25 protein-coding genes and 2 tRNA genes are annotated in these 25,631 nt (G+C 58.2%); 12 read left to right on the forward strand and 15 right to left on the reverse strand.

Features of this window, described 5'->3' with window-relative positions:
* The first annotated feature begins 71 nt into the window (after nucleotides 1–71).
* A complete protein-coding gene (gene recA, locus LOY55_RS05600) occupies nucleotides 72–1,124 on the forward strand; it encodes a recombinase RecA (RefSeq protein WP_046029245.1) in 1,053 nt (350 codons plus the stop codon).
* Nucleotides 1,125–1,132: 8 nt separating this feature from the next.
* The gene (gene recX / locus LOY55_RS05605; protein ID WP_109788012.1) at nucleotides 1,133–1,600 is read left to right on the forward strand and encodes a recombination regulator RecX; all 468 of its coding nucleotides are present in this window, start codon (nucleotides 1,133–1,135) and stop codon (nucleotides 1,598–1,600) included.
* A gap of 44 nt (nucleotides 1,601–1,644) precedes the next feature.
* Here recX and LOY55_RS05610 read toward each other — a convergent pair whose 3' ends face one another.
* The gene (locus LOY55_RS05610) at nucleotides 1,645–2,763 is read right to left on the reverse strand and encodes a TIGR00730 family Rossman fold protein (protein WP_046029248.1); all 1,119 of its coding nucleotides are present in this window, start codon (nucleotides 2,761–2,763) and stop codon (nucleotides 1,645–1,647) included.
* A gap of 366 nt (nucleotides 2,764–3,129) precedes the next feature.
* On the opposite strand from LOY55_RS05610, the gene LOY55_RS05615 reads away from it, so the two are divergent.
* Complete coding sequence (locus LOY55_RS05615) at nucleotides 3,130–3,324, forward strand: hypothetical protein (protein ID WP_046029250.1); 195 nt, start codon at nucleotides 3,130–3,132, stop codon at nucleotides 3,322–3,324.
* On the opposite strand, the gene LOY55_RS05620 is transcribed toward LOY55_RS05615, so the two are convergent.
* Complete coding sequence (locus tag LOY55_RS05620; protein WP_077430786.1) at nucleotides 3,325–3,750, reverse strand: PA3611 family quorum-sensing-regulated virulence factor; 426 nt, start codon at nucleotides 3,748–3,750, stop codon at nucleotides 3,325–3,327.
* A gap of 189 nt (nucleotides 3,751–3,939) precedes the next feature.
* Here LOY55_RS05620 and LOY55_RS05625 point away from each other — a divergent pair, with 189 nt between their 5' ends.
* The 3 genes from LOY55_RS05625 (at nucleotide 3,940) to LOY55_RS05635 (ending at nucleotide 5,999) form a co-directional block, all read left to right on the forward strand.
* A complete protein-coding gene (locus LOY55_RS05625) occupies nucleotides 3,940–4,698 on the forward strand; it encodes a tRNA-uridine aminocarboxypropyltransferase (RefSeq protein WP_077430785.1) in 759 nt (252 codons plus the stop codon).
* Between the two features lie 212 nt (nucleotides 4,699–4,910).
* Nucleotides 4,911–5,561: a response regulator transcription factor ErdR gene (erdR, locus tag LOY55_RS05630; RefSeq protein WP_046029256.1), complete on the forward strand. Its 651-nt coding sequence runs from the start codon at nucleotides 4,911–4,913 to the stop codon at nucleotides 5,559–5,561.
* Between the two features lie 75 nt (nucleotides 5,562–5,636).
* Nucleotides 5,637–5,999: a diacylglycerol kinase gene (locus LOY55_RS05635; RefSeq protein WP_046029258.1), complete on the forward strand. Its 363-nt coding sequence runs from the start codon at nucleotides 5,637–5,639 to the stop codon at nucleotides 5,997–5,999.
* On the opposite strand, the gene LOY55_RS05640 is transcribed toward LOY55_RS05635, so the two are convergent.
* Nucleotides 5,996–6,922 (reverse strand): LysR family transcriptional regulator, encoded by a 927-nt coding sequence (locus tag LOY55_RS05640; protein WP_046029261.1) that lies wholly within the window; start codon nucleotides 6,920–6,922, stop codon nucleotides 5,996–5,998. The two genes, LOY55_RS05635 and LOY55_RS05640, sit on opposite strands and share 4 nt — an antisense overlap.
* A gap of 122 nt (nucleotides 6,923–7,044) precedes the next feature.
* Here LOY55_RS05640 and fpr point away from each other — a divergent pair, with 122 nt between their 5' ends.
* On the forward strand, nucleotides 7,045–7,824 hold the full coding sequence (gene fpr / locus LOY55_RS05645) for a ferredoxin-NADP reductase (RefSeq protein WP_003443014.1): 780 nt from the start codon (nucleotides 7,045–7,047) through the stop codon (nucleotides 7,822–7,824).
* Nucleotides 7,825–7,957: 133 nt separating this feature from the next.
* Here fpr and tsaA read toward each other — a convergent pair whose 3' ends face one another.
* The 6 genes from tsaA to rimO form a co-directional block, all read right to left on the reverse strand.
* Nucleotides 7,958–8,659 carry a tRNA (N6-threonylcarbamoyladenosine(37)-N6)-methyltransferase TrmO gene (tsaA, locus tag LOY55_RS05650; RefSeq protein ID WP_109788010.1) on the reverse strand — a complete coding sequence of 234 codons (702 nt, stop codon included), beginning with the start codon at nucleotides 8,657–8,659 and terminating at the stop codon, nucleotides 7,958–7,960.
* Nucleotides 8,660–8,843: 184 nt separating this feature from the next.
* Complete coding sequence (locus LOY55_RS05655) at nucleotides 8,844–9,614, reverse strand: SDR family oxidoreductase (protein WP_109788009.1); 771 nt, start codon at nucleotides 9,612–9,614, stop codon at nucleotides 8,844–8,846.
* A gap of 191 nt (nucleotides 9,615–9,805) precedes the next feature.
* The gene (locus LOY55_RS05660; protein WP_008010137.1) at nucleotides 9,806–10,276 is read right to left on the reverse strand and encodes a DUF1456 family protein; all 471 of its coding nucleotides are present in this window, start codon (nucleotides 10,274–10,276) and stop codon (nucleotides 9,806–9,808) included.
* A 76-nt stretch (nucleotides 10,277–10,352) separates the two neighbouring features.
* Nucleotides 10,353–11,063, reverse strand: a complete 711-nt coding sequence (locus LOY55_RS05665) for an rRNA pseudouridine synthase (protein ID WP_077430783.1) — start codon at nucleotides 11,061–11,063, stop codon at nucleotides 10,353–10,355.
* Nucleotides 11,064–11,250: 187 nt separating this feature from the next.
* Entirely contained in the window at nucleotides 11,251–11,724 is a 474-nt protein-coding gene (locus tag LOY55_RS05670; protein WP_046029271.1) for a GNAT family N-acetyltransferase, read from the reverse strand.
* 112 nt (nucleotides 11,725–11,836) lie between these two features.
* A complete protein-coding gene (rimO, locus tag LOY55_RS05675) occupies nucleotides 11,837–13,174 on the reverse strand; it encodes a 30S ribosomal protein S12 methylthiotransferase RimO (RefSeq protein ID WP_046029273.1) in 1,338 nt (445 codons plus the stop codon).
* A gap of 288 nt (nucleotides 13,175–13,462) precedes the next feature.
* On the opposite strand from rimO, the gene LOY55_RS05680 reads away from it, so the two are divergent.
* Together LOY55_RS05680 and LOY55_RS05685 are read left to right on the forward strand one after the other, a co-directional pair.
* Nucleotides 13,463–15,364 (forward strand): potassium transporter Kup, encoded by a 1,902-nt coding sequence (locus LOY55_RS05680; RefSeq protein ID WP_046029276.1) that lies wholly within the window; start codon nucleotides 13,463–13,465, stop codon nucleotides 15,362–15,364.
* Nucleotides 15,365–15,734: 370 nt separating this feature from the next.
* Nucleotides 15,735–16,697 carry an IS110 family transposase gene (locus LOY55_RS05685; protein ID WP_046031124.1) on the forward strand — a complete coding sequence of 321 codons (963 nt, stop codon included), beginning with the start codon at nucleotides 15,735–15,737 and terminating at the stop codon, nucleotides 16,695–16,697.
* A 25-nt stretch (nucleotides 16,698–16,722) separates the two neighbouring features.
* On the opposite strand, the gene LOY55_RS05690 is transcribed toward LOY55_RS05685, so the two are convergent.
* Nucleotides 16,723–17,049: a DUF3077 domain-containing protein gene (locus LOY55_RS05690; RefSeq protein ID WP_223523888.1), complete on the reverse strand. Its 327-nt coding sequence runs from the start codon at nucleotides 17,047–17,049 to the stop codon at nucleotides 16,723–16,725.
* A 520-nt stretch (nucleotides 17,050–17,569) separates the two neighbouring features.
* Between LOY55_RS05690 and LOY55_RS05695 the strand changes: the two genes are divergently transcribed.
* Both LOY55_RS05695 and LOY55_RS05700 read left to right on the forward strand, forming a co-directional pair.
* Entirely contained in the window at nucleotides 17,570–17,860 is a 291-nt protein-coding gene (locus tag LOY55_RS05695) for a Phd-YefM (RefSeq protein WP_109788006.1), read from the forward strand.
* Between the two features lie 11 nt (nucleotides 17,861–17,871).
* A complete protein-coding gene (locus LOY55_RS05700; protein ID WP_038979200.1) occupies nucleotides 17,872–18,159 on the forward strand; it encodes a type II toxin-antitoxin system RelE/ParE family toxin in 288 nt (95 codons plus the stop codon).
* 472 nt (nucleotides 18,160–18,631) lie between these two features.
* On the opposite strand, the gene LOY55_RS05705 is transcribed toward LOY55_RS05700, so the two are convergent.
* The 4 genes from LOY55_RS05705 to LOY55_RS05720 all read right to left on the reverse strand — a co-directional run bounded on the left by LOY55_RS05705 (nucleotide 18,632) and on the right by LOY55_RS05720 (nucleotide 23,245).
* Nucleotides 18,632–19,930: a virulence factor family protein gene (locus LOY55_RS05705; RefSeq protein WP_109788003.1), complete on the reverse strand. Its 1,299-nt coding sequence runs from the start codon at nucleotides 19,928–19,930 to the stop codon at nucleotides 18,632–18,634.
* A complete protein-coding gene (mprF, locus tag LOY55_RS05710) occupies nucleotides 19,930–22,572 on the reverse strand; it encodes a bifunctional lysylphosphatidylglycerol flippase/synthetase MprF (RefSeq protein ID WP_258667791.1) in 2,643 nt (880 codons plus the stop codon). The genes LOY55_RS05705 and mprF overlap by 1 nt, the downstream gene beginning before the upstream one ends.
* A gap of 277 nt (nucleotides 22,573–22,849) precedes the next feature.
* A tRNA-Met gene (locus LOY55_RS05715) sits at nucleotides 22,850–22,926 on the reverse strand.
* A 242-nt stretch (nucleotides 22,927–23,168) separates the two neighbouring features.
* Nucleotides 23,169–23,245 (reverse strand) — tRNA-Met (locus tag LOY55_RS05720).
* A 300-nt stretch (nucleotides 23,246–23,545) separates the two neighbouring features.
* Here LOY55_RS05720 and dinB point away from each other — a divergent pair.
* Nucleotides 23,546–24,607: a DNA polymerase IV gene (gene dinB, locus LOY55_RS05725; protein WP_109788002.1), complete on the forward strand. Its 1,062-nt coding sequence runs from the start codon at nucleotides 23,546–23,548 to the stop codon at nucleotides 24,605–24,607.
* Nucleotides 24,608–24,661: 54 nt separating this feature from the next.
* Here dinB and LOY55_RS05730 read toward each other — a convergent pair whose 3' ends face one another.
* Nucleotides 24,662–25,615, reverse strand: a complete 954-nt coding sequence (locus tag LOY55_RS05730) for a hypothetical protein (RefSeq protein ID WP_109788001.1) — start codon at nucleotides 25,613–25,615, stop codon at nucleotides 24,662–24,664.
* Nucleotides 25,616–25,631 lie beyond the last annotated feature (16 nt).

The raw sequence follows: 25,631 nt of genomic DNA on the forward strand, positions 1-25,631 counted from the left end.
CGCTGTGGAATAATACTGGCTACTTATACAGGTGTTGGCCGTCAGGCCTTATTGATTACGTGAGGACTTTAATGGACGACAACAAGAAGAAAGCCTTGGCTGCGGCCCTGGGTCAGATCGAACGTCAATTCGGCAAGGGTGCCGTAATGCGTATGGGCGATCAGGACCGTCAGGCGATCCCATCCATCTCCACTGGCTCTCTGGGTCTGGACATCGCGCTCGGTATTGGCGGTCTGCCAAAAGGTCGTATCGTTGAAATCTACGGTCCTGAATCCTCCGGTAAAACCACACTGACACTGTCCGTGATCGCCCAGGCTCAAAAAGCTGGCGCGACCTGCGCATTCGTCGATGCCGAACACGCGCTCGATCCTGAGTACGCCGGCAAACTGGGCGTCAACGTCGACGACCTGCTGGTTTCCCAGCCGGACACCGGCGAACAGGCCCTGGAAATCACCGACATGCTGGTGCGTTCCAACGCGGTTGACGTGATCATCGTCGACTCCGTGGCGGCACTGGTGCCAAAGGCAGAAATCGAAGGCGAAATGGGCGACATGCACGTCGGCCTGCAAGCCCGTCTGATGTCCCAGGCGCTGCGTAAAATCACCGGTAACATCAAGAACGCCAACTGCCTGGTGATCTTCATCAACCAGATCCGTATGAAGATCGGCGTGATGTTCGGTAGCCCGGAAACCACCACCGGTGGTAACGCGCTGAAGTTCTACGCTTCGGTTCGTCTGGACATCCGTCGTACTGGCGCGGTGAAAGAAGGTGATGAAGTCGTCGGTAGCGAAACCCGCGTCAAGGTCGTGAAGAACAAAGTGGCTTCGCCGTTCCGTCAGGCCGAGTTCCAGATCCTTTACGGCAAAGGCATCTACCTCAATGGCGAGATGATCGACCTGGGTGTTCTGCACGGTTTCGTCGAGAAATCCGGTGCCTGGTATGCCTATGAAGGCACCAAGATCGGTCAGGGCAAGGCCAACTCGGCCAAGTTCCTGGCGGACAATCCGGAAATCGCCGCGAAGCTCGAGAAGCAGCTGCGTGACAAACTGCTGACCCCGGCGCCGGACGTCAAAGCATCGCCAGTCAAAGAGACTGCTGATGACCTGGCTGACGCTGATATCTGATTGATCCGATGACCGCCGTACTCGATACACTCGTCGCGGTGCGGCGAACCGCAATGGACCTGCTCGCACGACGCGAGCACGGTCGAGTCGAGCTGACGCGTAAACTGCGTCAGCGCGGCGCCCTCCTTGAAATGATCGACACAGCACTCGACCGCTTGACGGAAGAGGGCCTGCTGTCTGAATCCCGTTACCTCGAAAGCTTTGTTTCCTACCGTGCCCGTTCGGGCTATGGCCCTTTGCGTATTCGTGAGGAGTTGAGCCAGCGCGGTCTGCAACGAGTCGATATCGAACTGGCGTTACGCGAGAGTGGTATCAACTGGCAGGAGCAACTGGAGGATACCTGGCGGCGTAAATTTTCCGGGCATCTTCCGATAGACGCTCGGGAGCGTGCCAAGCAGGGGCGCTTCCTGAGTTATCGGGGATACTCCATGGAGATGATCGGTCGCTTGCTCAGTGGCCGGGGAATGGATGATTGATAAAAAATGGCCCGCTATTTCGATAGCGGGCCATTTTTTCTGCCTTACGTCACCTTGGAAGGTTTGCGCGTGAGTTGTTGTGTCTGGGGTTTGGGCTGAGCCCGGTTTTCCGGCAGGTTGATGTAATCCACCAGTTCGCGCAGACGGCCATGATCACGCGCGTTGAAATTGAAGGCCAGTCGCGCCAGGTGGCTGAACTGTGCTTCGTCGTGTTCCTCTTCGTTGTAGGCATGCTGATGAAAACGATCGCTCAGGCACAAGTCGGCAAAGGCCTTCTGCATGTGTTCGAGCGCTTGCTCGCTGAGCCTGTGATTCATGCGAATCACGAACTGACGCTTCAGCCAGCGACTGGAATGGAAGTTGCTGTAGAACTGGTTGATCTGTTCCACCGCCTCTTCGGCGCTGTAGACCAGGCTCACGAGCTTCATGTCGGTCGGCAGGATGTAGCGGTTTTCCTCCAATTGATGGTGAATGAAGTCCAGCGCGCCTTGCCAGAACTTGCCGCCCGGCGCATCCAGCAGTACCACCGGCACCAAAGGGCTTTTACCGGTTTGAATCAATGTCAGTACTTCCAGCGCCTCATCCAGGGTGCCGAAACCACCTGGGCACAGGACTAGCGCATCGGCTTCTTTGACGAAGAACAGCTTGCGGGTAAAAAAGAAGTGGAAGGGCAGCAGATTGGCAGTGCCTTGCACGGTGGGATTGGCATGCTGTTCGAAGGGCAGGGTGATGTTGAATCCCAGGCTGTGCTCCCTGCCGGCCCCTTCGTGAGCGGCCGCCATGATGCCGCCGCCAGCACCCGTGATCACCATCAGGTCGGAGCGCGCCAGCGCCGCCCCCAATTCTCGGGCCAAACCATACAGCGGGTGTTCGATCGGTGTTCGGGCGGAGCCAAACACGGTGACTTTACGCCGCCCCCGGAACTGCTCGAGAACACGAAAGGCGTGCTCCAGTTCGCGCAGGGCTTGAAGGGTGATCTTGGCATTCCAGCGGTTGTGATCTTCCTGGGCCATGCGCAGCACGGTCAGGATCATGTCGCGGTAAATGGGGAGGTTGGGACTGTTGGGTGAAACCAGGTTGAGCTGTTCTTCGACCTTGCTGGTGAGGTCGTGGCCGCTTTCTTCAAAATGACGGCTTAGCAGATCATTCGGTTGGTAAGGCATCAATTTCTCCTTCCATACAGGCTCTGTTTTTCCCTTGGATGAAGGAAACATTCGCACATCAAGACGCGTCGCGGGCGGCCCCTTTCCAGCCCGGAAAAGTGAATGGGAACACTATGAATCTAGACCCTTGCAGAGATTTACGCTGCCTTGATCATTGCGCCGCAAAGTCTTTCCTGGCAATCGCTTATTGACGGTTTGCAAGGTGATTTCACCGCTCGTCTGAACACGAGCCGAGTCTCTGGCGCTCTGATTTACTAAGTTACAGGCGTAACACGACAACTTTGCGTCAAAGGCAGGGCGCGCGGTTCAAGAGATTGAAGGATTTGTTTCGCTCAAGCAGGGCGAGGAGCAGGGAGGCGGGATGTTATGGCCAGAGTCATTCTGGAAATCGATGCGCAACTGTATCGATTACTGAAATCATCTGCCGAGACCCATCATGTGAGTCTCGAAGAGGAGTGCTGTCGGCGTTTAGAGGGAGCCGAACGGCGCTCACGTTACTTGCAGGCGTTATTGGCTGAACTGCGCGCCGAGGATGAACAGCGGCGCGCAAATGCTCGTTGATTACTTTTTCTTCACCGGTGTGGCTTTCGGGCAATCCGATTCCTGGAAGCTTGCGGAGCCGATCGGGCGATTGGACTTCACCTCGGCAAAGTCATAACGCATGATCGCGCCCTTTGCCATCAGCTTGCGGAACCCCGGGTTTCTGCAGACGGACGCGCCAAGCTGGAAGTAAACCGCTTTCGGGTCAGACCGCATCTTTTCGGCGTGGCTGCTCTGCACACTCAGGTGGTTGATCAGTACATTGCCTTCGACAGTGTAGCCCTGATCGAGAATGTCCTCGTTGATCGCCCGTGGCGTGCCGACGCTGCTTTGTGCCGCGACATTTTGCAGCTCTTTGTTGAGGTTCTGCTCTTTCAAGGACGCCGCCTGAGCACTGAAGGACGACGCCAGCAAAATGGCAACGGTGGGAACGATAAGGCGCAGCATGAAACTCTCCTGGTTCAGTGACTGGTGCTTCGACCCGCCACATGACTGTGCGTTCAGTGGCGGCGAATTATAGGGGACGAGCTCCAGACGGTACAGGCTTGCACCGACTGCTCTGGTAAACTGGCGCCACTTTTTGCCCTGCCGAGTGTTTTTCGTGTCGATTTACTTCCCTTGCCGGCGTTGCCTGCGATGAACCCCGCAATTTCTCACTTTGCTGCCAACGCTGTGGCCCGCTTGCGCGATATGCGAGAGGAAGAGGGTATCAAGCCGATTCAGGCCCGAGGCTGGCGGGCAGCGCGTTGCCGTGCCTGCCGCGTGATCGAGAGCCACTGCCTGTGCGCCTGGCGCCCGCAGGTCGAGGCGCGTTCTGGTGTGTGCCTGATCATGACCAACAAGGAAGTGTTCAAACCGAGCAACACCGGTTGGCTGATTGCCGATGTAGTGCGCGACAACCATGCGTTCATCTGGTCGCGCACGGAGGTCGATGAACAACTGTTGGCGTTGCTGGCCGACCCGCAATGGCAGCCGTATCTGGTGTTTCCGGGGGAGTACGTCGAGCCCGAGCGTGTCACCAACAGCGTCGACACGGATAGCTCGAAACGTCCGCTGTTCATTTTGCTGGATGCCACCTGGACAGAGGCCCGGAAGATTTTCCGCAAAAGCCCCTATTTTGACCGGCTTCCGATCTTGAGCCTGCTGCCCGAGAAACTGTCACGGTATCGGTTGCGCAGGTCGACCCGCAGCGAGCATTTGTGCACCGCCGAAGTGGCGGCACTGTGTCTGGATCTGGCCGGTGACACTGACGCTGCATCGGCGCTGGACGCTTATTTCGACGTGTTCAGCCAGCATTACCTGGACGCAAAGCATCAGTTGGACATGAATGTGGCAACGCCGGCTCACGCCGACCTGATGCCGTTCGTGCAAAACACGGCCCCGGTCATCTGCTGATTGTCACCCATACTGCAAAGAACTGTACCGGCCAAGCACCTTGACCACCCCGACTTCGCTGGGCATGCTTGGCGCCGATTAGGGCGCGGCCAGGTTTGATACGCCGAATTCTTGCGTTAGTTAATAGCTACGTGATTGGCGTTGAACGTGCCCTGTTAGTGCAGCTTCGTGGCTGTGCCTTGAGTTGTTTGAAAAACAGGATCATTTGAAAAATGGCCACATACGAAATCCTGATTGCCGATGATCACCCACTGTTTCGCAGTGCGCTGCATCAGGCCGTGACGCTGGGCCTGGGCCCGGATGTTCGGCTGGTGGAAGTGGCGAGCATTGCCGAGCTGGAAGCCCGCCTGGATGAAAAGTCCGACTGGGATCTGGTGCTGCTGGACCTGAACATGCCCGGCGCCTACGGTTTTTCCGGGCTCGTGCTGTTGCGCGGTCAGTACCCGCAAATTCCGGTGGTGATGGTTTCCGCGCAGGAAGAAGCGTCAATCATGGTCAAGTCCCGTGAGTTCGGCGCCAGTGGGTTCATTCCAAAATCCAGCGACCTGAGTGTCATCCAGAAGGCTGTCCGTGCGGTGCTGGACGGCGACGTATTCTGGCCACCTCAAGCCTTTGAAGCGGTCAGTGTTTCCGATGAGGCCAAAGCGGCCAGCGAAGGCCTTGCGAGCCTGACGCCCCAGCAATTCCGGGTGTTGACCATGGTTTGCGAGGGCTTGCTGAATAAACAGATTGCGTACGAGCTGAGCGTCTCCGAGGCGACGATCAAAGCCCATGTCACGGCGATTTTCCGCAAGCTGAATGTGCGGACCCGCACTCAGGCGGCGTTGCTCTTGCAACAACTTGAGTCAATTTCCAGCCACTAAACTATTACATGTTCACGCTTTTTTGACTTTGCTTGATCTAGCGTTCCCATTCCTACCTGGTCAGTTGCCCATTCTATGTCACCTTTCAAAGGCCAAACCGGCCTCAAACGCATCCTCAATGCCTCCGGTTACTCGCTGGATGGCCTGCGCGCCGCCTTCACCGGTGAAGCGGCCTTTCGGCAACTGGTGTTGCTCAACGTTATCCTGATACCGATTTCGTTCTTCTTGAACGTCAGCCGCGTCGAACAGGCGCTGCTGATCGCCGTCTGCCTGTTGGCGCTGATCGTCGAACTGCTGAACTCGGCGGTGGAAGCCGCCATCGATCGCATTTCCCTCGAACTGCACCCGCTGTCCAAAAACGCCAAGGACATGGGCAGCGCAGCTCAATTCGTGGCGTTGAGCATGATCGCGCTGGTCTGGGCAGTCATCCTGCTTTAAGCGATGTTTGGCAGAACGATCTCGTCGCTGCGCTGAACCCCCTCGGTGAACGCGCGGCACAGCTCGAGGAATTCGCGCATCGCCGACGTCTGATATTTCTGTTTGTGCCAGATGAAATAAAACTGCCGCGCCAGGTCCAGGTCCGGTGTCTCCACGGGCACCAGGCTGCCACGACGGAACGCATCGCGCAGTGCCAGGCGCGAAATGCAACCGATCCCCAATCCCGACTCCACGGCGCGCTTGATCGCTTCGGTGTGTTCCAGTTCGAGCCGGATATTCAGCGCACTGCGATGGTGACGCATGGCCTGGTCAAAGGTCAGCCGTGTGCCAGAGCCTTGTTCTCGCAGAATCCAGGCCTCGTGGGTCAGTTCTTCCATGGTCGCGGTGCCGCGTTTGGCCAGTGGATGCTGAGGCGCGCAAAACACCACCAGTTCATCCTCGACCCAACTCTGCACTTCGATGTCGGGATGACTGCAATCGCCTTCGATTAGACCCAGATCAATTTCATAGTGGGCAACTTGTTGCACGATATTGGCAGTGTTTTGCACGTGCAGCTTCACCTGGCTTTCCGGGTGGCGCTGCATGAAGCTGCCGATCAGCAGGGTGGCAAGGTAATTGCCGATGGTCAGGGTCGCGCCGACCGCCAGGGAGCCGAACCCGGACTTGCCGTTGAGCAGGTCTTCAATTTCCTTGGACTGATCGAGCAATGCCACGGCCTGTGGCAGCAACTGTTTGCCGAGGGCGTTGAGGCTCAAGCGTTTGCCAGCGCGGTCAAACAACTGGCAGCTGGACTGGCGCTCCAGTTCGGTGATCGAGGTGCTCGCCGCCGATTGTGAGAGGTTGAGCAAGCCCGCAGCACGGGATACGCTTTCCTGCTGGGCGACGGCGACGAAAACTTGAAGTTGACGGAGAGTAAATCGCATATCGATATAACCGATAACCCTTATCTTAATAATCCATTTAACAGATATTGTCTCTGCCTTTAGAATGCGATGCAATTGCGCATATCACTGGCGCAGGCAAAATCTCCAGGAGTCCCACGTACATGAGCAACATGAACCACGAGCGTGTCCTCAGTGTTCATCACTGGAACGACACTCTGTTCAGCTTCAAGTGCACCCGCGATCCGGGCCTGCGCTTCGAGAACGGTCAGTTCGTGATGATCGGCCTGCAACAGCCCAACGGCCGCCCGCTTATGCGCGCTTACTCGATTGCCAGCCCGAACTGGGAAGAGCATCTCGAGTTCTTCAGCATCAAGGTGCCTGATGGCCCGCTGACTTCCCAGTTGCAGCATCTGAAGGAAGGCGACGAGATCATCATCAGCAAGAAGCCTACCGGTACCTTGGTGCTGGATGACTTGAAGCCTGGCAAACATTTGTACCTGCTCAGCACCGGTACCGGTCTGGCGCCCTTCATGAGCGTCATCCAGGACCCGGAAACCTACGAGCGTTTCGAAAAAGTGATCCTGTGCCACGGCGTGCGTTACGTCAACGAAGTCGCTTACCGCGAGTTCATCACCGAGCACTTGCCGCAGAACGAGTTCTTCGGTGAGGCGCTGCGTGACAAGTTGATCTACTACCCGACCGTGACCCGCGAGCCGTTCGAGAACGAAGGCCGCCTGACCGACCTGATGCGCAGCGGCAAGCTGTTCAGCGACATCGGCCTGCCACCGATCAACCCGCAGGACGACCGCGCCATGCTGTGCGGTAGCCCGAGCATGCTCGACGAGACCAGCGAAGTGTTGAACAGCTTCGGCCTGAAAGTTTCGCCGCGGATGCGCGAGCCGGGTGACTACCTGATCGAGCGTGCATTCGTCGAGAAGTAAGCAAACGCATCACTAAAAAGCCCCATTGTCCTTGCAGGCAGTGGGGCTTTGTTATGCCCGACGCAATCCCTGTAGGAGCACGGCTTGCCGGCGATGGCGTCCTTGAGTTCGCCATCGCGAGCAAGCTTTGCTCCTACAAGTCAGGTACAGGGATGACTTCGAGAACGCGGATAACCCCTGCTTCGGGGTAATGCCAGCGCACATCCAGGTCCCAGAACTGTGCGCCGTATTCCCGTTCGGGCGTCGGCGTCTGGTAGGCCGGCCGTGGATCTTGGGCCAGGCACTGTTCGATCAGCGCCACCAGGGGCTCTTCAAGGCGCTGAGCATGCGCGTGAGCCTGATGCAGCGCTGCATCCGTCCACTGCACGGGGATCAATTGCGGCGCGGCGCTGGCGATGCTGTTGGAGGCGCTGTCGATGATGTCGGCGTAAGGCACGTAGGGTTTGATGTCGAGAATCGGCGTGCCGTCCAACAGATCGATACCGGATATCCACAGGCGATTGGCTTCGACCTTGTCCAGCTTCACTACGGATTGACCAATGCCATTGGGCCGATGCGTGGCGCGGGTGGCGAACACGCCCATGGATTTGTTGCCGCCCAGACGTGGCGGGCGGACTTTCAGGCGTGGCTTTTCTTCCAGCGCCTGATGGAACACAAACAGCAGCCAAACGTGACTGACCTGTTCCAGGCCCTGTACCGCATCCCCCTGATCAAACGGCGCGACAAGCTCCAGAACACCGCGAGCGGCTGGGGCCAGTTGCGGTTGGCGCGGGATAGCGAACTTCTCCTTGAAGCAGGAGCGCACGAAGCCGATGGGGGAAACGCTGTAGGTCATGGTCTGGGTCGAGGCGGGGTGAGGGTGGGCATGATAACCCGAGCGGCCACGGGATCGTTGGTGCCTGTCAGTCCGCCATCGCGGGCAAGCCACGCTCCCACAGGGTTCTCGGGCGTATACACATTTTGTGTACGGCATAAAACCTGTGGGAGCGTGGCTTGCCCGCGATAGCCGCACTGCCGATCTAGAGGCTAAACCCACCATCCAACGGAATGATATTCCCCGTCATGTACGCCCCCGCCGTGCTCGCCAGGCTGATCGCCAGCGCCGCCATCTCTTCCTCCCGGCCCCAACGCTTCATCGGAATCATCGCGGTATCCTGCGCCAGCGCCTGTTCATCGCTGCCAATATGCTGCGTCATCTTGCTCGGAAAGCGCCCCGGCGCGATCACGTTGACGTTGATGTGCTGGCTCACCAGTTCCCGGGCCAGAATCCGCGACAGTTGGTGTAGGGCCGCTTTACTCGGGCCGTAGGCATACGCTTGTTCACCAAAGGAAGAAATCGCGGCCACCGAGCCGATGTTGATAATCCGTGCCGGATTGGCGGCGGAGCCTGCCTTGCGTAACAGTGGCAAGAACTGCTGAATGCAGTTGAACACCGAGGTTACGTTGAGTTGCATGACCTTTTCCCAGCCTTTGACGGGGTAGCTTTCCAGTGGTGCGCCCCAGGTCGTCCCAGCGTTGTTCACCAGGATGTCCAGATGGGTGATCTGTTCACCCAGTTGCGTGGCCAACTGAAGCACGCCTTCTTCGGTGGCCAGGTTGGCCGCAATCGCGTGGCAACGACCGAGCACACTCAATTCATCCGCCGTTTGCTGGCAGGCTTCGGCGTCCCGGGCGCAGACATACACCGTCGCCCCAGCCTCGACGTAAGCCTTGGCGATCATTTTGCCGATACCACGGGTGCCGCCGGTTACAAGGGCGGTGCGACCTTGAAGGGAAAAGTACGGGTGCATGGCAAATCCTGAGCGCTTAAGGGTGACTACACCCTAGTCGTCAGCCGCGTTAAGCGGAGCCACTATTTTTGCCGGGAATGAGGATCTATACAGCGTGGCCTGCAACGGCCTCTGTAGGAGCACAGCTTGCTGGCGATGGCGTTTTGAAGATCGCCATCGCCAGCAAGCTGTGCTCCTACAGGGATGGGCGCTTACTGCGGGCGAACGCGCAGGGTCAGGCCCTTGAGGAAGTTGCGCAGCAACTGGTCGCCACAGGTGCGGTAGTTGGTGTGGCCGAACTTGCGGAACAACGCGCTCAACTCCGGCTTGGACACCGGAAACTCGGCGGCCTTCAGGATCGCGTGCATGTCGTCTTCTTTCAGTTCGAACGCCACGCGCAGTTTCTTGAGGATGATGTTGTTGGTCACCGGCACTTCGATTGGCTGCGGTGGACGGCTTTCGTCCTTGCCGCGCTTGAAGATCACCAGGCCATCAAGGAAGTGCGCCATGACTTCATCCGGGCAACGCACGAAGCCTTCCTCGTCTTCCTCTTTTTTGTCGAGGTAAGTCAACAGGTCTTCCATGGACACGTCCATGCCGCCGAGTTTGATGATCTCGATGACTTTCTTGTCGCTGATGTCCAGCATGTAGCGAACGCTGCGCAGTACGTCGTTATGAATCATGGTGTGCAATCCTGATATTCGGCAGTGGGCGCCGCATCAAACAGCGGCACCGAAATGTGTGGCGGCGGGAGAGGTTTTAGAACTTCTCTTTGCCGGACAGGTAGCGCCATTGCCCCAACGGCACTTTGCCGATGGACACGCCACCTATGCGGATGCGGCGGATGGCAACGACCTTCAAGCCTACGGCCTGGCAGAACAGGGCGATCACGCCCGGTTGCGGGTTCTTCATGGCAAAGCGCAGGCGATTTTCGTTCTGCCAGCTGGCTTTGACGGGCGGCAGCTCCTTGCCTTTGTAGGTCAGACCGTGGTTCAGGCGGTTGAGGCCGTGAGCCACCATGTCGCCTTCAACCTCGACCACATACTCTTGCTCGATCTTGCTGGCATCGGCGGTGAGTTTGCGCAGGATCTTCCAGTCCTGGGTGAACACCAGCAGCCCGCTGGCGTTGGCCTGCAAGTCGGTGCTGGCGGTCAGGCGCAGGAAGTGGCCCTTGAGCGCACGTTTGCTGAAGCGGTGCTCTTCGCTCAGGGTCTCGGCGCTCAGGGTGGCCATGGCGGTGTCCGCGTCCATGCCCACGGGTACGTTCAACAGGATAGTCACCGGTTCCGGTGCGGTGGCCTTGGCCTCTGGGTCGAGTTCGACTTTTTGCGTGTCGACCTTGAACTGCGGCTCGTCGATGACTTCACCGTCCACGGTCACCCAGCCGCCCTCGATGAACAGCTCAGCCTCCCGACGGGAACAGCCGACGAGTTCGATGAGGCGTTTGGAGAGACGAATCGGGTCAGTCATGACAGGGCCGTAACAAAAAAGGGGTGGGCATTGTACCTGCCTGGCGCCGGTTAATCCCGGCTCCATTTCAGTGCTGGGGCTTTTTGTGGGAGCTGGCTTGCCTGCGATGGCATCAGCCGGGTCTAACTGACCTGCCGCGTCGCCTGCATCGCAGGCAAGCCAGCTCCCACATTTGATCTATGTTGTGTCAGCCATTACGCGTCAGTTGTTGCGCCTGGCGCAGGCGCATATGCAACAGCGGATAAGGCTGCTTCATGCCGTCAAACTCGGAGCGACCGATCACCTCGAAGCCTTGTTTGAGGTAAAACCCCAGCGCTTGCGGGTTCTGTTCGTTGACGTCCAGTTCATCGGCATTCAGGTGTTCCATGGCATAGCGTAGCAACTGTTTGCCCAGACCCTGGCCGCGATGCGCCGGATCGATAAAGAGCATTTCGATCTTGCCGGCTGCCACCCCGGCGAACCCGGTGATGCGCTGGCGTGAGTCTTTGGTGCAAATCAGCATCACCGCATCGAGGTAGCGGGTCAGCACCAGATCTTTCAACAACAGGATGTAACTGTCTGGCAGAAAGTCATGGGTGGCGCGTACCGAGGCCTCCCAGACCCGGGTGAGTTCTTTGTAGTCACTCTGTTTCGGTGTGAGGATGACCGAATGATGGCGCATGGCCGGATGCCTTATGTGCGTGGAGGGTGCGAGTCCTTTCTCCCACAAAACGATAGACGTAAAAAAGCCCCGCATCTCGTCAAGAGAGCGGGGCTTTGCGTATTTTTTGCGTTTAGATCTGTTCAGCCCACAAGTCGTATTCGTCAGCGTCGGTCACTTTGCACCAGACTTTGTCGCCTGGCTTGAGGTTGCTGCCGTTATCGATGAACACGTTGCCGTCGATTTCCGGGGCATCGAAGAAGCAGCGGCCAACCGCGCCTTGCTCGTCGACTTCGTCGACCAGCACTTCGATTTCGCGGCCGATGCGCATTTGCAGGCGCGCCGAGCTGATCGCTTGTTGGTGCGCCATGAAGCGGTCCCAACGGTCCTGCTTGACGTCGTCCGGAACGATGTCCAGGTCCAGGTCATTGGCGGGCGCACCTTCAACCGGCGAGTACTGGAAGCAGCCGACGCGGTCGAGCTGAGCTTCGGTCAGCCAGTTCAACAGGTACTGGAAGTCTTCTTCGGTTTCGCCAGGGAAGCCGACGATGAAGGTCGAACGGATGATCAGGTCCGGGCAGATCTCGCGCCAGTTCTTGATGCGCGCCAAGGTCTTGTCTTCGAACGCCGGGCGTTTCATCGACTTCAACACTTTCGGGCTGGCGTGCTGGAACGGGATGTCCAGGTACGGCAGAATTTTGCCGGCGGCCATCAATGGAATCAGCTCGTCGACGTGCGGGTACGGGTAAACGTAGTGCAGGCGAACCCAGACGCCCAGCGTGCTCAGGGCTTCGCAGAGTTCGGTCATGCGGGTTTTCACCGGCGCGCCGTTCCAGAAACCGGTGCGGTACTTGACGTCGACGCCATAGGCGCTGGTGTCTTGAGAGATCACCAGCAGCTCTTTGACGCCGGCCTTGACCAGGCGCTGGGCTTCGTCGAGCACGTCACCGACCGGACGGCTGACCAGTTTGCCGCGCATCGAGGGGATGATGCAGAAGCTGCAGCTGTGGTTGCAGCCTTCGGAAATCTTCAGGTAGGCGTAGTGGCGCGGGGTCAGTTTGATCCCTTGTGGCGGTACCAGGTCGATCAACGGGTTGTGGTCCTGGCGCGGCGGCACGACGTCGTGCACGGCGTTGACCACTTGCTCGTACTGCTGCGGACCGGTCACGGCCAGCACGCTCGGGTGCACGTTACGAATGTTGCCTTCTTCGACGCCCATGCAGCCGGTCACGATGACCTTGCCGTTTTCCTTGATGGCTTCGCCGATCACTTCCAGCGATTCTGCCTTGGCCGAGTCGATGAAACCGCAGGTGTTGACCACCACGACGTCAGCGTCCTGATAGGTGGACACAACGTCATAGCCTTCCATGCGCAGCTGGGTAAGGATGCGCTCGGAGTCGACCAGTGCTTTGGGGCAACCCAGGGATACGAAGCCAACCTTTGGATTGGCCGGCGCAGGAGTGGTGGACATGTCTAACCTCGGTATTTGGGACGCCTCCAGCCGAAGACGGCAAGGCGACAGACGGGCGCTTGGTGCGCCTCTGGTCAAAAAGTGCGCAATTCTAGCGATGAGTCGCTCACTTGACCAGCTTTATGCAGGGAAATACGACGAGTGCTGCGCTATGCTTCGCGCCGTTAGGCTTTACCGAATTTTTACAGTCAACAAAACGTCTGTAACGTGAAGTAAAACAGCGCATGCTGCACGACAAAGCATAGTGCTTCTTTAAAAGAAGCCGGGTCTGGGAATCAGGAGTGGTGGATGGGTCAGGCAAGTAGTCAGGTGGCGGGCGCCGAGCATTCGGCGGCGAAGCCGATCGGCATGCTGGTCGCGGCGGTCGGAGTGGTTTACGGCGATATCGGCACAAGCCCGCTGTACACCCTCAAAGAAGTGTTTTCCGGTGGCTATGGCGTGCCGGTCAACCATGACGGCGTGTTGGGGATTCTGGCGCTGATCTTCTGGTCGCTGATCTGGGTCGTTTCGATCAAGTACATGATGTTTGTCCTGCGTGCCGACAACCAGGGCGAAGGCGGGATCATGGCCTTGACCGCACTGGCCCGACGGGCGGCGGCGGGGCACCCGAAGTTGCGCACCTTGCTGGTGGTCTGCGGGTTGATCGGTGCGGCGCTGTTCTACGGCGACAGCATGATCACCCCGGCGATTTCCGTGCTCTCGGCCATCGAAGGCCTGGGGCTGGCGTTTGATGGCATCGACCATTGGGTGGTGCCGCTGTCGCTGATCGTGCTGGTCGCACTGTTCCTGATCCAGAGCCACGGTACTGCGCGCATTGGCATTCTGTTCGGGCCGATCATGGTCACCTGGTTTGTGGTCCTTGGCGCGCTGGGTGTCTACGGCATCATTCAGCACCCGGAAGTGTTGCAAGCGATGAACCCGGTCTGGGGCGTGCGTTTCTTCACCCAGCATCCGGGCATGGGCGTGGCGATCCTCGGCGCGGTCGTGCTGGCACTGACGGGTGCCGAAGCCCTTTACGCCGACATGGGCCACTTCGGTCGCAAGCCGATTGCCCGCGCCTGGTTCATCCTCGTGCTACCGGCGCTGGTGCTGAACTACTTCGGCCAAGGCGCGCTGTTGCTGGGTGATCCGGAAGCCGCGCGTAACCCGTTCTATCTGTTGGCACCGAGTTGGGCGTTGATCCCGTTGGTGGGCTTGTCGACTCTGGCCACGGTCATTGCGTCCCAAGCGGTCATTTCCGGGGCGTTCTCCCTGACCCGCCAGGCGATCCAGCTCGGTTACATTCCGCGCATGCACATTCGCCACACCTCCAGCGCCGAACAGGGCCAGATCTACATCGGCGCGGTGAACTGGGCGTTGATGGTCGGCGTGGTGCTGTTGGTCTTGGGTTTCGAATCCTCCGGTGCCCTGGCCTCGGCCTACGGCGTGGCGGTGACCGGCACGATGCTGATGACCAGCATCCTGGTGTCGGCGGTGATACTGCTGTTGTGGAAATGGCCTCCTGTTCTCGCGGTGCCTGTGCTGCTCGGCTTTGTGCTGGTGGACGGCGTTTACTTCGCCGCCAACGTGCCGAAAATCATTCAGGGCGGGGCCTTCCCGGTGATCGCCGGTATCGCGCTGTTTGTGCTGATGACCACCTGGAAACGCGGCAAGCAATTGCTGGTGGAGCGTATGGACGAAGGCGGGCTACCTCTGCCGATTTTCATCAGCAGTATCGCCGTGCAACCGCCACATCGCGTGCAAGGCACCGCCGTGTTCCTGACCGCTCGCCCGGACGCCGTGCCACACGCGCTGTTGCACAACCTGCTGCATAACCAGGTGCTGCACGAGCAAGTGGTGCTGCTGACCGTGGTCTACGAAGACATCCCGCGCGTACCGCCGACCCGACGCTTCGAAGTCGATTCCTACGGAGAAGGGTTCTTCCGGGTGATCCTGCACTTTGGCTTCGTCGACGAACCGGACGTGCCGCAAGCGCTGAAACTGTGTCACCTCGACGACCTGGACTTCAGCCCGATGCGCACCACGTATTTCCTCAGCCGCGAGACGGTGATTGCCTCCAAGCTCGAAGGCATGGCCCGTTGGCGAGAGGGGTTGTTTGCGTTCATGTTGAAGAATGCCAATGGCAATTTGCGGTTCTTTAATCTGCCGTTGAACCGGGTGATTGAGTTGGGTACTCAGGTCGAGATGTAAGCCCGAACAAAAAGCCCCCGTTGCCGTGAAGGTGGCGGGGGTTTTTTGTGTCCGAACACATAACTTGAAGACGACGGAAACTCAATGTGGGAGCGGGCTTGCTCGCGAAGGCGGTGTGTCAGTCACTGTATGTATTGACTGATACACCGCCTTCGCGAGCAAGCCCGCTTGTATGTTTAGACTTGAAGGGGTGGGCGGGACTAAAAGCTCGATTCCGACTCTAGCCAGTACGGACCGTGGGAGACTTCTCGTCCCGCCCCTTCTACCCGAAGCGCCGATAAGGAATTCATCGGTAAAACCGACGATAGAGGCAAGCCAGCGCAAGGGTAAACCCCGACAAGCCCTTAAACCCTAGCTCCGAGGATTCGTCATGACAATCCTTACCTCGCCAACGGTAATCGGTATCGATGTAGCCAAGGCCGAAATCGTCGCTTACCGCGAAGACATGCAAACCACTCAACACATCAACAACGACCGAGAGACTCTTGGGCGTTGGCTCAAAGCTCTGCCTGCGCAAAGCTCAATTGCTTTGGAAGCCACCAGCATTTACCACTTGGACACGGTCGAACTGGCCCATGAAATGGGACACCGGGTTTACGTTGTGGATGCTTATCGTCTGAGCCACTACCGCGAAAGCATTGGCCAACGGGCGAAAACCGACCCTTGTGATGCGCGCCTGCTCGCGCGTTACCTGTCTAGCGAGCAGGATCGACTGCGCCTCTGGAGTCCACCTCCGCAGGCCTACAAGGTGTTGAAAAGTCTGCTTCATAGACGCGCAGAGCTTATCAATGTGCGTGTGGGCATGACGCTGAGTTGGTCAGGTGAACCGCTTCTGAAGGATGAATTGGCCCGGCAATTGAAGTCCTTCAAACAAGCGGAGCAAGCCATCCAGAAATTACTGCACAAAGTCAGCAAAAAGGCAGGCATCACCGAAAACATCAAGCGCTGCAAAGCCATTGAGGGGATCGGTGAGCTTACGGCTATGGGCTTGGCGACCGCATTCATGCGCGGTCACTTCGCCAACGGCGATGCATTCATTGCTTTTTTGGGGATGGACTTGCGAGCAAAGGATTCAGGCAAGAAGAACAGCCCTCGCCACCTGTCCAAAAAAGGCGATACGGAGCTGCGGCGCCTGGCTCACAACGCGGCGATGGCGGCTTGTCGGTCTGCCACCTGGAAACCGTACTATGAGTCCTATCTCGTCAGAGGCTTGGCAAAAACCCAAGCCCTGGTGATCCTCGCCCGCAAGCTATGCCGGGTGGCATTCGCTCTCATGAAAAACCAGAGCGAATACCAGCCAAATTTAAGGCTGCAGGGTTCCCCTGCAACATAGAATCTCCCACATTTGATTTGCGGTGTTACGTGCTCTGGGGCAGTTCTTCTTCGGATTCGGTCTTTGTCCGGGCTGGTCGTGGCGTCAGGACTTTCAACACATCATCAATTACGGCCTTACCCATCGCCGTCGGGTAATGCGCGGCCCAGGCGTGGCGGTCGGTGTCTTTTGCGTAGGCGGCATCCTCGGCGAATGATTTGCCGAGGAAGAGGAGGTCGGAGGCTTGGGCCAATGCTTCGACGATGGGGACGCCGGCGCGGACGTTGAATAGCGCTTGATCGGAGCAGTAAATGAGGGGGGTGAAGCCGATGGTTTTTAATTCTGAAATCGCGGAAGCATCAATTTTAGTCATGTCTATTCCCTAAGCTTGAGGAGCTGCCACGTTCGTTTCCAAGCGAATGGGTGGCAGCTGTGCGCAGGTTGGAAAACCGGGAGCCTAGGAAACCGGCACGTCCGAAGACGTCCCACGCACAGCCACCATGACACAAGATTGCAGCCGTGAAGGTCTGCGGTCATGTTGGGCACGTTGTTGCTATTCGCTCGTCGGGTTTCCAATCCCGATCGCTGAATGGTCAGCGACGTCCGGAGACTACCCCGTCGAAGAAAAGCGCAACAAGGCATCAAAGTGCCCAAACGTACGATTCGGAGTTTGCCTACAAGGTCTGCGGGCGTCATCCGATATTGCGACACCAGAAGTAAACGAAACTAAACACGGCAAAGTGTTTACACGTCCTTAGGCTCACTTTTTCTCAGGATGAAAAACACCGGATGAGAAATTCGCGTTTTTTGCAGCTTGCTGTATGTCTAATTCAACGCAATACTCTGCGTAGAACTGTGTGTTCAAATTTGCATGATTGTGTAGAGAGGTGAGTATGACGGCATTACTGGAGCGTGCTGACCAAGCGATTTCGGTGACTGCGATGGTCCGGGGGTTCAGTGCGAGGCTAAAGGAGATTTCCAGCCGAGCCACCGAACGACTGGTCATTTTCAAAGACAACCAACCCGCAGCGGTCATTATCAATGTCGATGCGTATCAGGAAATGCTCGACGAGCTTGAGGACCTTCGGATTGAAGTCGCGGCTCGAGAGCGACTGATCGGTTTTGATCAGGCCAAGGCTGTAAGCCACGACGATATGCGGGCGCGGTACGCCAAGAAAGACTAAAGGAGCTATGGATGGTTTGGGGCGTTATCTATCATCCGGAGGTTCAGAAGGATCTGGATCTGCTGGGAGCTGTGGCGGCGAACCGCATTCTTGATGTAATCGAAGAGCGGATTATCAATGGTGAGCCGGACAAGAGCGGCAAGCCCCTAAGAGCCAGTCTTGCAGGCTGCAGACGGATCCGGACAGGCGACACGCGGATCGTATATCGAGTCGACGGCAAGGCCATTCAGGTATTGATCGTCGCAGTCGGGGCCCGGCGTGACGAAGAGGTTTATGACGCCGCAGAGCGTCGCTTATAAGTAGGAAGCCCCCGTTGCCGTGAAGGTAGCGGGGGCTTTTTTGTGCCCGATGATTTTGAATTTACTGACCACCCCTGTGGGAGCGAACTTGCTCGCGATAGCGGTCTGTCAGTCGACATCAATGGTGACTGCTCGTCCGTCATCGCGAGCAAGCTCGCTTGTACACAGGGGGCGGCAGTGTTACTTGCTTTCAGGCAGTTCGTCATCAGATTGGTCTTTGCCCGGGCCGGTCGCGAGGTCAGGATCTATCGAACGGTGTTGACGGCTCGATTTTTCCAATGAAAAAAGTGTCCACGTTTTATGGAATGTGGACACTTGGACTTTCTAGCTTGATGAAGAGTCAAGACATTTTGCTTTTGTGCAAGATGGCCAGCCTGCACCTAAGCAGAAAGCTTTTTAGGACGAGACAGTACATGTAAAAAAGCCCCCGCAACCAAACAGCTGCGGGGGCTTTTTCGTGGCGACGCTCAGATCACTCCTGCGTCGCCGCCTCTTCCTTGGCCTGACGCTTGACGATGATGTCCACCAGGCGCTGGGCCAGCGCCGGGTAGTTCTCGTCGAAGTGGTGGCCGCCAGGCAGTTTGATCGCTTCACCCACGGCGCTCTTGTCGGTGCAGCCGCTTTCGTCGACTTCTTCTTCACCGTAGATGCACACCACTTTTTCCGGTGGCAGCTTGGCCATTTCCGGGCCGGTGGCGGCTTCTTTGCCGGCGTTGCCGAGCCAGCCTTCGACTTCGATTTCGAAGCTGCCGGTGCGGGCGAAGGCCAGCAGGATGATGGCGTCGACGCGTTGTTGTTCCGATTCGGCCAGGCGGTTGTAGATTGCTGGCAGCACGTCGGCGCCGAACGAATAGCCGGTCAGGATGAAGCGCTTGGTGCCCCATTTCTGCCGGTAGTGCTGCATCAGTTCGGCGAGGTCCAGGGCGCTTTGCTCCGGGCTCTTGTGCTGCCAGTAGTAGCGCAGGGTGTCGATGCCGACGACTGGATAGCCGATCTTGGCCATCTCGCCCGCGACGTCACGGTCCAGGTCGCGCCAACCGCCGTCACCGGAGAGGAACAGGGTGACGGTGTCCTTGGCTTGACCGGCTGGCACTTCGACCACTGGAATTTGCAGGCCGCCGGCGGCTTTGTCGCCACCCACGAGGATTTTGCGCAGTTCGTTGTTCAGCACTTGCGGCAGGTTGATGTCGTAGTCGCTGATGCTGGTTTCGGCGTTGGGTTGGTCGCGCACGAAGCCGGCACTGGTGTCGTCCGGGTTATCGTTCCACGCCACCAGCCAGTGGCCATGGGCAGCACTTTTTGGCAGCAGGTGCGTGCAGCCTGGTTTTTCCAGCGCCAGGTCGACGGAAACGGCCTGGGCCAGGTCATTCTTCTGCTCGGACAACCAGCGCCAGGCCAGCACGGCGCCAGGGCCGATGCCGCTGACCAGGGTTGCCGGGCCTTTGAGTTCGCGCAGGCCCGATTGCAGGGCGCGGCTTTGCAGCAGGCAGTCTTTAGGCAGGATCACTTGAACAATCTGCGCCGAACCGGAACGGCTCAGGGTCATCAGTTGTTGGTCGCTGAGCTTCTGGTCTTCATTGACCGCTACCAGCACCTGAGCCTTCGGCGTGGTGCCGGGAATCACGCGGGTCATCACCGCGCCATTGGCGGGCGTCAGCTGTTCGAGCGTCGGTGCCGGTGCCGGGCGTTTCAGGTACCAGTAGCCGCCACCGACAATCAGGGCCAGCACTACCAGTGTGGCCAGTACGTACCGCAAGGAGCGTTGAATCATCAGCGTTTCACCAATCCAGTCAAGCCGCCCGCAATCAGGGCAGCAGTATCGGCCAGGGCAACCAGCGGATCGAGTCCGGCGGGCACGGCCATATAACGGGGTTCCCAGTCAGGCTGGAACTTGTCTTTGAAGCGGCGCAAGCCTTGGAAGTTGTAGAGCTGCTCACCACGGCGGAATACCATCGAGCCCAGACGCTGGGTCAGGGGGGCGCCACGACGGGGTTGCAACCCCGACAACGGCACCATGCCCAGGCTGAAACGCCCGTATCCATGATTTTTATAATGTTGTATCAGGCCGACCATCATGAACTCCATGGTCAGCTTGGGGGCGTCCGGGTGCGCGCGCATCAGGTCGAGACTGGCCAGGTCATGGCCATACGTTTCGAGCAGGTTGGCGAACGCGACCGGGCGACCTTCAAAACGGATCACCGCAATGCGGAAGTGCTTGAGGTAATCATCACTGAAGCGGCCCAGGGAGAAGCCTTTCTCGCGGACATTCTTACCGGTCAGCCAGGCATCGGAAATCACCTTGAGCTCATCCATCGGCGCCTGGCCCGGCTCATGGATTTCCAGTGACAGACCATCACGAGTGCCACGGTTCCAGGTGTAGCGCAGGTCTTTCATCTCTTTGCCCTTGGCTTCGAGATCAAAGCGATGCAGATCGACCCGGGCTTCTTCGCCGAGCTTGATCGCAGTCAAGCCGATGTCCATGTAGTACGGCAGGTTCTCGGCACGCACTTGATAGAACACAGGACGGGCGTGATGGACGTCGCAGAGGTCGCGGAACTGCCAGATCATTTCCGCCCGTTGTTGCGTCGGGCCGATTGGGTCGTACAACGCCACCAGGCTGCGCCCACGGCGTGCGTACATCAGAAACGCCTCGTCGTTAGGGTGGAACAGCAGCGCCTTGTCACCGGTCAAGGCCAGGCCCCCATCCGGCTGGGCGGACGCCATGAGGATCTTGTGCGCGCGCTCCAGTTCATCGGGCGCCGGCAAATGGATGACCGGGCGGGCGGTGCGCAGCAACCATGTCAGCGATACCACCACCAGCAACACTGCGGCGCCCAGCAACGAGCGCAAGCCACGCGGCGCATCGGCATCAAGGGTGAACTGCCACCAGAGTTGATGGCTGTACGGAACGTCTTGATACGCAAACAGCAGCAACCAGATCGAGGCACCCAGAACGCACAGGCTAGACACCAGATACAGCGGCGAAAACGGCAGTTCGGTGAGGCGGCTCGGGCGATAGAACGAGCGGCGGAATACCCCCAGCAGGCTGGCAATGAGGGTCATCAGGCAGGCTTCTTCCCAGTCAAACCCCTTGAGCAGGGAGAGCAGGGCGCCGACCAGCAGCAAAATGGTGGTCAGCATCCAGGCTGCAGACAGGCGCCGACGCAGCCCTTGAGCCAGCAGCAGGCACAGCACGCCGATCAGGCTGGCACCGAAGTGCGAGGCATCGACCAGGCGATGCGGGATCAGAAAGCCGATGTGTTCCAGGCGGGTGTCGATTTCCGGGGTCACGCCGGAAAACAGCAACACCACACCGGAAAGAAACACCAGTACCGCCAGAATCGGTGCCGCTAGGCCGGACGCCGCGCGCAGGGACTGGCGCGTCTGAAACAGGCGCTGGCCTTCGTTGATAAGCAAGAATACGCAGGCCACCAGCAAGGGCAAAATCACATAAATCAGCCGATACAACAGCAGGGCGGCCGCCAGTGGTGCGGCGCCGAGGGTGTCGGCGAACGCGGCCAGCAGGATCGCTTCGAATACACCGACGCCGCCCGGCACGTGGCTGAGCACGCCTGCGGCCAATGCCAGCAAGTACACCAGCAGGAAGGCGCCGAAGGGCGGTGCCTCTGGCAGCAACAGATAAAGCACGGTCGCGGCGGCAGCCACGTCCAGGGCGGTAATGATCAGTTGCAGGAAAGTCAGGCGGCGCCCGGGCAGGCGCAAGGTGCGGCGGCCGACTTTGACCAACAGGTTGTCCGACGAAGGTTGATCCGGCAGGCGACGGCGGTAGATGCCGATGGCCAGCACGCTGAAGAGCAGCAGAACCGCCGCGGCGATCGCGCCGAGCAATGTTTCGGATAGACCCAGGGCTGCAGAGGCGGCAGGCAGGTCGCTGAGGGTTGCCAGCGCGGCCAGTGGCGGCAGGGCGCACCCGAGCGACAGGCTGGCAAACAGTGTCATGTGGGCGACTTCAGAAGCCCCCAGGCCATGACGTGCATATAAGCGGTAACGAACCGAGCCCCCCGAAAGCATCGACAGGCCAATGGCGTTACCGATGGCGAATGCAGTGAAACCGCCGAGTGCCAGAATTCGCGGCGCCAGCGTCACCCCCGCATAGCGGCTGGCCGACCACTCGTAACCCAGCAATATGATGAAACCAACGACGGTCGCACCCAATGCGCCCAGCAGCGCCGGTTTCGGTACTTCCAGGATCGAGTCGTGCAAAGCGTACAGATCAAGTTCGCTCAACAGGTGGCGGCAGGCAATCAGCGCGATCGCGAACAGCAGCAGAGTAACCGCCAGGCCAATGGGCTGACGATACTTGCTGACCAGATCAAGCAGGTGCAAACGCCCGGCCTTGATCGGTTGTGTCGCTGTGACGGTGTCCTGTGGATCAGACGAGTTGGCGCGCATCAATCACCTCTTGGATTGTGCGCGACAGGATGGAGGTATCGAGCCAAGTTACCAATCCCTGTAGAAAAAAATAATCACGAATATTAACGCCTCTCACCGGGTTCCGGCGATGGCGCATCATGCGTCGTAGAGGGGCTGCCTGCGTTCCAGCATAGTCTGAACTGGGCAGTTTGATGATCCCCGACGCTTCACGACACTGTGACAGATCATTGTTGCGAAAGGACTTTTTCGGCGGATACAAAAAAGGCCACTCTTTCGAGTAGCCTTTTTTGATGTTTGGTTGCGGGAGCCGGATTTGAACCGACGACCTTCGGGTTATGAGCCCGACGAGCTACCAGACTGCTCCATCCCGCGTCTGTGTGGCGGCATTCTACAGGCGAACGGCGAGGTGTCAACCGTTAATCCCAAGAAGGGTTAAATAAGTATAGAAGAGCGGCGAACGGTCGCAGGGGAGAGCTAAGTTTCGGAATCAGAACGATTTCTCATTTTGGGCAGCATCAGCCTAAATGTCCCTACATTCGCCCTGACTACCGCTAGGAGTACAAAACGAGCAGGCACAAAAAAGGCCACTCTTTCGAGTAGCCTTTTTTGATGTTTGGTTGCGGGAGCCGGATTTGAACCGACGACCTTCGGGTTATGAGCCCGACGAGCTACCAGACTGCTCCATCCCGCGTCTGTGTGTCGGCATTCTACAGAGGATCGCCGGGGTGTCAACCTGCAATTCCGGAAAAACCTCTTCCTGTTCAACCGCTTAGCTTGTAATTGGGGTTGGGCGATCGTCTGTAAGGCAGGCGTGGCAAGGCTTTCAGCTCTATTGGCGGGTTGCGTTCGATTGATAAAATAAATGCAAAGCGCACTTTCCTACGCATGGAAAAGAACATTCAGACTACTGGTGCTATATACAGGTGTCAGTGAGATACTGCTTATCCGACTGGCCAACGTCCCATTTCTTCGTCATGAACGCCGCTTTTATATGACTCAGCGAAAAATCATCCACGTCGATTGTGACTGCTTCTATGCCGCCATCGAGATGCGTGACGACCCGCGCCTGGCCGGTAAACCGTTGGCAGTGGGTGGTTCGGCGGATCGGCGGGGAGTCATCGCGACCTGTAACTATGAAGCGCGGGCCTATGGCGTACGTTCGGCCATGTCGTCCGGGCATGCGTTAAAGCTGTGTCCGGACCTGACCATCGTCAAGCCACGCATGGACGCTTATAGAGAGGCGTCGAAGGAAATTCACACGATCTTTCGCGATTACACCGACATGATCGAGCCGCTGTCCCTCGATGAGGCTTACCTTGACGTATCGGACAGTGCGCATTTTGGGGGCAGCGCCACGCGTATCGCTCAGGACATCCGTCGCAGGGTGTCCAATCAATTGCATATCACCGTGTCGGCGGGCGTGGCGCCGAACAAATTTCTGGCCAAGATCGCCAGTGACTGGAAAAAGCCCAACGGCTTGTTCGTCATTACGCCAGATCAAGTGGAAGACTTTGTCAGCGGTTTGCCAGTGAGCAAGCTGCACGGTGTGGGTAAGGTCACTGCCGATAAATTGGGCCGGCTGGGCATCGTCGATTGCTCGCAGTTGCGCGAGTGGGACAAATTGGCGCTTGTGCGCGAATTCGGCAGTTTTGGTGAACGACTTTGGAGCCTGGCCCGTGGGATCGATGAGCGTTTGGTCCATAACGACAGTCGTCGGCAGTCGATCAGTGTCGAAAATACCTATGACGTGGATCTGCCGGATTTGGTGAGCTGCCTGGATAAATTGCCCGAGTTGCTGGAAACCCTGGCGGGACGTATGGCGCGGATCGACAGCAGTTATCGGCCGGGCAAGCCATTCGTCAAAGTGAAATTCCATGACTTTACCCAGACCACGCTGGAACAGGCCGGGGCAGGGCGGGACTTGGGTAGTTATCAGTTGTTGCTGACCCAGGCGTTCAATCGCGGCGGGAAACCGGTGCGGTTGTTGGGGGTTGGGGTCAGGCTGGAGGATTTGCGCGGTGGGTTTGAGCAGATGGAGTTGTTTGAGCGGTAGTTCTGCCGTGAACTCAAGGGGCTCATCGCGGGCAAGCCCGCGATGCTTCTGCTTTTAGTTCAGTCCCGGATTCGCAACCAGGCGCCCTGCATTGCGGTTCAACGACTTGAGGAACTCGGCCTGCAACTCAGGATCGTTGCGGGTCAGCTCGATCAGGCTTTGTTCCAGTTCGCTGGCTTCTTCTTCCAGGCCCAGGTCCGACAGACGCTTGACCCGGTGTACCCACTGGCTCACTTCGTCGTCTTCGAGGTCCTCGTAAATCAGCTCGTGGGCCTCAAGCAATTTGCCGCGCAATGAACTGCTGACCGCCAAGGATGAATTGGTGCGCACATCACCCTGGCCATCTTCGACACTGATCAACAATCGGGTCAGATGGTTGATGTCATGCTCGGCGAACGGGCTGTCCAGCAGATTCAGGCGCAAAACGCCGTTTTTGTCGGTGCTCAGTTCGAACGTTTCCTTGCCGGCCTTGACCTGCACCGGGCGCTCGCTCCATGGCAGGCTCGAGTATTCGGTGCGCTTATCGCGCTGGACTTCGTCGATGCCGGCCAGGTTTTGCTGTGCACGACCGTGCGATTGCACGTTCATGAACGGGTTGAGCCCGGCGAAACCATAGCTCAGCCAATCCTTGGTCATGCTGTCCGGCAAGTTACCGAGGGCGAACACATTGACGACATTCGCCCCGACACCGGCTACGACGGCCACCGCGCCCAGCGGGATCTCATAGACCTCCCGCCAGGGTTGATAAGGCGTGTAGCGATCATAGTGGCGCGTGACTTCGAACTCGGTGACTTCGAACGTCTTCTGCTCGTGAATTTTCACCCGACGTTGCGGCAGATCCAGCACCTTCGGCTCGCCGACATCGATCTGCAGGCTGTGATCGAGCAATTTGCGCTCGACACGCTCCTCGTTCTCGCTACGTTGCGACATGTGATTGGCGCAGCCGCTGACCAGCAGGGTACCGCACAGGGCGGCACCACCGAGGCCTAAGGTGTTTCGCTTGAACATGACTTCTCTATCTGGT

Source organism: Pseudomonas sp. B21-040, from assembly GCF_024748695.1.
Lineage (GTDB): Bacteria > Pseudomonadota > Gammaproteobacteria > Pseudomonadales > Pseudomonadaceae > Aquipseudomonas.

Bases quoted from the DNA above. Each gene is read 5' to 3' on its own strand.
- LOY55_RS05680 (WP_046029276.1), top strand. From the start codon at position 13,463: ATGGGTCAGGCAAGTAGTCAGGTGGCGGGCGCCGAGCATTCGGCGGCG.
- LOY55_RS05610 (WP_046029248.1), bottom strand. From the start codon at position 2,763: ATGCCTTACCAACCGAATGATCTGCTAAGCCGTCATTTTGAAGAAAGC.
- LOY55_RS05705 (WP_109788003.1), bottom strand. From the start codon at position 19,930: ATGATTCAACGCTCCTTGCGGTACGTACTGGCCACACTGGTAGTGCTG.
- LOY55_RS05620 (WP_077430786.1), bottom strand. From the start codon at position 3,750: ATGCTGCGCCTTATCGTTCCCACCGTTGCCATTTTGCTGGCGTCGTCC.
- tsaA (WP_109788010.1), bottom strand. From the start codon at position 8,659: ATGACCTACAGCGTTTCCCCCATCGGCTTCGTGCGCTCCTGCTTCAAG.
- fpr (WP_003443014.1), top strand. From the start codon at position 7,045: ATGAGCAACATGAACCACGAGCGTGTCCTCAGTGTTCATCACTGGAAC.
- LOY55_RS05660 (WP_008010137.1), bottom strand. From the start codon at position 10,276: ATGATTCATAACGACGTACTGCGCAGCGTTCGCTACATGCTGGACATC.
- LOY55_RS05625 (WP_077430785.1), top strand. From the start codon at position 3,940: ATGAACCCCGCAATTTCTCACTTTGCTGCCAACGCTGTGGCCCGCTTG.
- rimO (WP_046029273.1), bottom strand. From the start codon at position 13,174: ATGTCCACCACTCCTGCGCCGGCCAATCCAAAGGTTGGCTTCGTATCC.
- LOY55_RS05695 (WP_109788006.1), top strand. From the start codon at position 17,570: ATGACGGCATTACTGGAGCGTGCTGACCAAGCGATTTCGGTGACTGCG.
- mprF (WP_258667791.1), bottom strand. From the start codon at position 22,572: ATGCGCGCCAACTCGTCTGATCCACAGGACACCGTCACAGCGACACAA.
- recX (WP_109788012.1), top strand. From the start codon at position 1,133: ATGACCGCCGTACTCGATACACTCGTCGCGGTGCGGCGAACCGCAATG.
- dinB (WP_109788002.1), top strand. From the start codon at position 23,546: ATGACTCAGCGAAAAATCATCCACGTCGATTGTGACTGCTTCTATGCC.
- LOY55_RS05730 (WP_109788001.1), bottom strand. From the start codon at position 25,615: ATGTTCAAGCGAAACACCTTAGGCCTCGGTGGTGCCGCCCTGTGCGGT.
- LOY55_RS05700 (WP_038979200.1), top strand. From the start codon at position 17,872: ATGGTTTGGGGCGTTATCTATCATCCGGAGGTTCAGAAGGATCTGGAT.
- LOY55_RS05690 (WP_223523888.1), bottom strand. From the start codon at position 17,049: ATGACTAAAATTGATGCTTCCGCGATTTCAGAATTAAAAACCATCGGC.
- LOY55_RS05640 (WP_046029261.1), bottom strand. From the start codon at position 6,922: ATGCGATTTACTCTCCGTCAACTTCAAGTTTTCGTCGCCGTCGCCCAG.
- LOY55_RS05635 (WP_046029258.1), top strand. From the start codon at position 5,637: ATGTCACCTTTCAAAGGCCAAACCGGCCTCAAACGCATCCTCAATGCC.
- LOY55_RS05615 (WP_046029250.1), top strand. From the start codon at position 3,130: ATGGCCAGAGTCATTCTGGAAATCGATGCGCAACTGTATCGATTACTG.
- erdR (WP_046029256.1), top strand. From the start codon at position 4,911: ATGGCCACATACGAAATCCTGATTGCCGATGATCACCCACTGTTTCGC.
- LOY55_RS05685 (WP_046031124.1), top strand. From the start codon at position 15,735: ATGACAATCCTTACCTCGCCAACGGTAATCGGTATCGATGTAGCCAAG.
- recA (WP_046029245.1), top strand. From the start codon at position 72: ATGGACGACAACAAGAAGAAAGCCTTGGCTGCGGCCCTGGGTCAGATC.
- LOY55_RS05670 (WP_046029271.1), bottom strand. From the start codon at position 11,724: ATGCGCCATCATTCGGTCATCCTCACACCGAAACAGAGTGACTACAAA.
- LOY55_RS05655 (WP_109788009.1), bottom strand. From the start codon at position 9,614: ATGCACCCGTACTTTTCCCTTCAAGGTCGCACCGCCCTTGTAACCGGC.
- LOY55_RS05665 (WP_077430783.1), bottom strand. From the start codon at position 11,063: ATGACTGACCCGATTCGTCTCTCCAAACGCCTCATCGAACTCGTCGGC.